This window comes from Candidatus Endomicrobiellum agilis (genome assembly GCF_020328115.1).
In the GTDB taxonomy this organism is placed as follows: Bacteria; Elusimicrobiota; Endomicrobiia; order Endomicrobiales; family Endomicrobiaceae; genus Endomicrobiellum; species Endomicrobiellum agilis.
Genome location: NZ_JAIXMW010000018.1, coordinates 1 through 3,614 on the forward strand (window position 1 = coordinate 1; position 3,614 = coordinate 3,614).

Here is a 3,614-nt window from a genome sequence, read left to right on the forward strand (position 1 = left end):
GACTCTCGGAGAAAATAAAGCCTGTTATCCCCGGGGTAGCTTTTATCCGTTGAGCGACGGCAATTCCACACTGAACCGCCGGATCACTAGTTCCTGCTTTCGCATCTGCTCGACCTGTTTGTCTTGCAGTTAAGCGTCGGGTAGGTGCAAACAACCTTTGATCCGGCGATTTCCGAATGGGGTAAACCCACTGTGGAGTAATCTACAGTATCCGAAAGGAAGGCAACCCGGGGATAACAGGCTTATTTTCTCGTCGATATGGACTCTCGGAGAAAATAAGCCTGTTATCCCCGGGGTAGCTTTTATCCGTTGAGCGACGGCAATTCCACACTGAACCGCCGGATCACTAGTTCCTGCTTTCGCATCTGCTCGACCTGTTTGTCTTGCAGTTAGNTTTTCTCGTCGATATGGACTCTCGGAGAAAATAAGCCTGTTATCCCCGGGGTAGCTTTTATCCGTTGAGCGACGGCAATTCCACACTGAACCGCCGGATCACTAGTTCCTGCTTTCGCATCTGCTCGACCTGTTTGTCTTGCAGTTAAGCACCCTTCTGCACTTGCGCTCTATAGACCATTTCTATTGGTCCTGAGGGTACCTTTGAACGCCTCCGTTACTATTTAGGAGGCAACCGCCCCAGTTAAACTGCCCACCTAGCCATGTTCTCCCTGTCGATTCAAACATAGGAGTTAGAATCACAGAACTAAAAGGGCGGTATTTCACATTGCCCCTCCGCATAGCCCAAGGGCTATGCTTCAACGGGTCCCGCCTATTCTACGCATTTACTTCCATAATTCAAGACTAAGATACAGTAAAGCTCCACGGGGTCTTTTCGTCTAGCCGCAGGCAACCCGCGTCTTCACGGGTACCACAATTTCGCCGAGTCTTTCGTTGAGACAGTGCCCTCTTTGTTACGCCATTCGTGCAGGTCGGAACTTACCCGACAAGGAATTTCGCTACCTTAGGACCGTTATAGTTACGGCCGCCGTTTACTGGGGCTTAAGTTCGGAGCTTCGCTTGCGCTAACTCCTCCCCTTGACCTTCCAGCACCGGGCAGGCGTCAGACCCTATACATCATCTTGTGATTTCAGCAGAGTCCTGTGTTTTTGTTAAACAGTCACGAGGGCCATTTCACTGCGACCTATGTTTCCATAGGCACCCCTTATCCCGAAGTTACGGGGCCAATATGCCGAGTTCCTAAACGAAAGTTATCTCGCGCGCCTTAGGATTTTCACCCCACCTACGTGTGTCCGTTTGCGGTACGTTTACCTCTGGTACAGGTGTTAGGGTTTTTCTTGGCTCTCTATACAGTCAGTTCCCTGAGTTACCCCAGGTCCTCCCCCTTGCGGAGCAACATCCACTTCCAATCGGATGATGACCTACTAAAAAGCGTAGCCGAACACATTATACGCACCAAAGATAGTTCCGGAATATTAACCGGATACCCATCGCCTACGTCTTTCGACCTCGGCTTAGGATCGACTGACCCTGAGCAGACGAACTTTACTCAAGGAAACCTTAGGTTTTCGGCGGAGAGGATTTTCACCTCTCTTATCGCTACTTATTCCGACATTCTCACTTCCTGCAACTCCAGCACTCCTTACGGTATGCCTTCAATGCAGCAGGAACGCTCCTCTACCACTCTATATTATTTCTATAGAATCCATAATTTCGGTAATATGCTTGAGCCCCGGGTGTCTTCGGCGCAGAATCACTTGACTAGTGAGCTGTTACGCACTCTTTAAAGGATGGCTGCTTCTAAGCCAACCTCCTAGCTGTCTAAGAAACTCCACATCCTTTACCACTTAGCATATATTTTGGGACCTTAATTGATGGTCTGGGCTGTTTCCCTTTTGCACGTGAAGCTTATCCCACACGTACTGACTCCAGAGAAATACGCCGGAGAATTCGGAGTTTGGTTAGCATCGCAAAGTGGGTTACACCCGCTAAACTATCCAGTGCTCTACCTCTCCGGTTTAACGCTCCAGGCTAGTCCAAAAACTATTTCGAGGAGAACCAGCTATCACCAAGTTAGATTGGCCTTTCACCCCTATACCCAGCTCATGCAAGACCTTTTTAACGGTCGACGCTTCGAGCCTCTTCCCCTTGTTAAAGGGGATTCACTCTGTCCAGGCATAGATCACTTGGCTTCGGGTCTAATGATAAGTACTATTCGCCCTTTCAGACTCGCTTTCGCTACGGCTTCTTAATATGCGTAAACATAATAATTAACCTTGCACCTACCAATAACTCGCCGGATCATTCTTCAACAGGCACGCTCTCAGCCATTCCAGTCACTTGCGTTTCCGGCATAAGCCTCGAACTGCTTGTATGCATACGGTTTCAGGTTCTATTTCACTCCGCTTCCGCGGTTCTTTTCGCCTTTCCCTCACGGTACTGGTTCACTATCGGTCTAAGACTTGTATTTAGCCTTGGAGGGTGGTCCCCCCAGATTCCCGCCGGATTTCACGTGTCCGACAGTACTTAGGATACCGCTTCGAGTCAAAAAACTTTCACTTACAGGACTTTCACCTTCTATGGTCGGTCTTTCCAAACCGTTCAATTAGTTTTTCGATTGGTAACTCTACTCACGCGGTCCTGCAACCCCATTGTGTAAACACAATAGTTTAGGCTTCGCCAATTTCGCTCGCCACTACTCTCGGCATACTCATTTTGATTTCTTTTCCTCCGGGTACTGAGATGTTTCACTTCCCCGGGTTGCCTTCCTTTCGGATACTGTAGATTACTCCACAGTGGGTTTACCCCATTCGGAAATCGCCGGATCAAAGGTTGTTTGCACCTACCCGACGCTTAACGCAGCTTACCACGTCCTTCATCGACAGTCTTAGCCAAGGCATCCACCATATGCACTTAGTAGCTTGGTCACATTTTTTAAAACATTTTTTTCAAAACGCTAAATATGACTTTACAGACTTTTTTTCTTGTTTTCAAAAATTAATTTGAAGACGCTTGATTTACCTTTACAACTATTAAGTTTTCAATGAGCTTATTGCTTTGAGTTCTTTGTGTTTACAATTCTTTTGCCCGGCTTATTCGCTTCAAATTTTCAATTAAGATTATCTGAGAAAATAAAAAAAGGGATAAAAATCCTATTTTTATCACTTCACCGCTATAGCAAATCATTCGAACACAAAAAGCTCTACAAATTATTTATAATATCAGATATTAATATCTGAAATAATCTTTTTTGGAGATAGACGGATTTGAACCGACGGCCTCCTGCTTGCAAAGCAGGCGCTCTCCCAGCTGAGCTATATCCCCTTCAACCACAGACTATTATGCTATTCTGCGGCTATCAATGATATTGCGCATCAGTTGGTGGGCCTATGTGGAGTTGCACCACAGACCTCACCCTTATCAGGGGTGCGCTCTGACTAACTGAGCTATAGGCCCGTTTATACAACTCGTAACTTTTAAGATACAGTCTCCGCCGCATAAATAATGCCGTCCAGCACATAAATAACTGAAATAACACACAAATAAACGCCCCGTCAAGTTAACAATCTCAACTATAATCCAAGAACCGACCGTTAACATCTCGTTTTAAGCGAACTTAAAACGCATGTTTACTCCTTAAAAAGGAGGTGATCCAGCCG

2 tRNA genes and 1 rRNA gene are annotated in these 3,614 nt (G+C 46.5%); all 3 read right to left on the reverse strand.

The features are described from left to right. Positions 1–271 precede the first annotated feature (271 nt). A 23S ribosomal RNA gene (locus LE179_RS06395) occupies positions 272–2,882 on the reverse strand. Positions 2,883–3,206: 324 nt separating this feature from the next. Then, positions 3,207–3,279: transfer RNA gene (locus LE179_RS06400), tRNA-Ala, on the reverse strand. 55 nt (positions 3,280–3,334) lie between these two features. After that, positions 3,335–3,411: transfer RNA gene (locus LE179_RS06405), tRNA-Ile, on the reverse strand. Between the last annotated feature and the right edge of the window lie 203 nt (positions 3,412–3,614).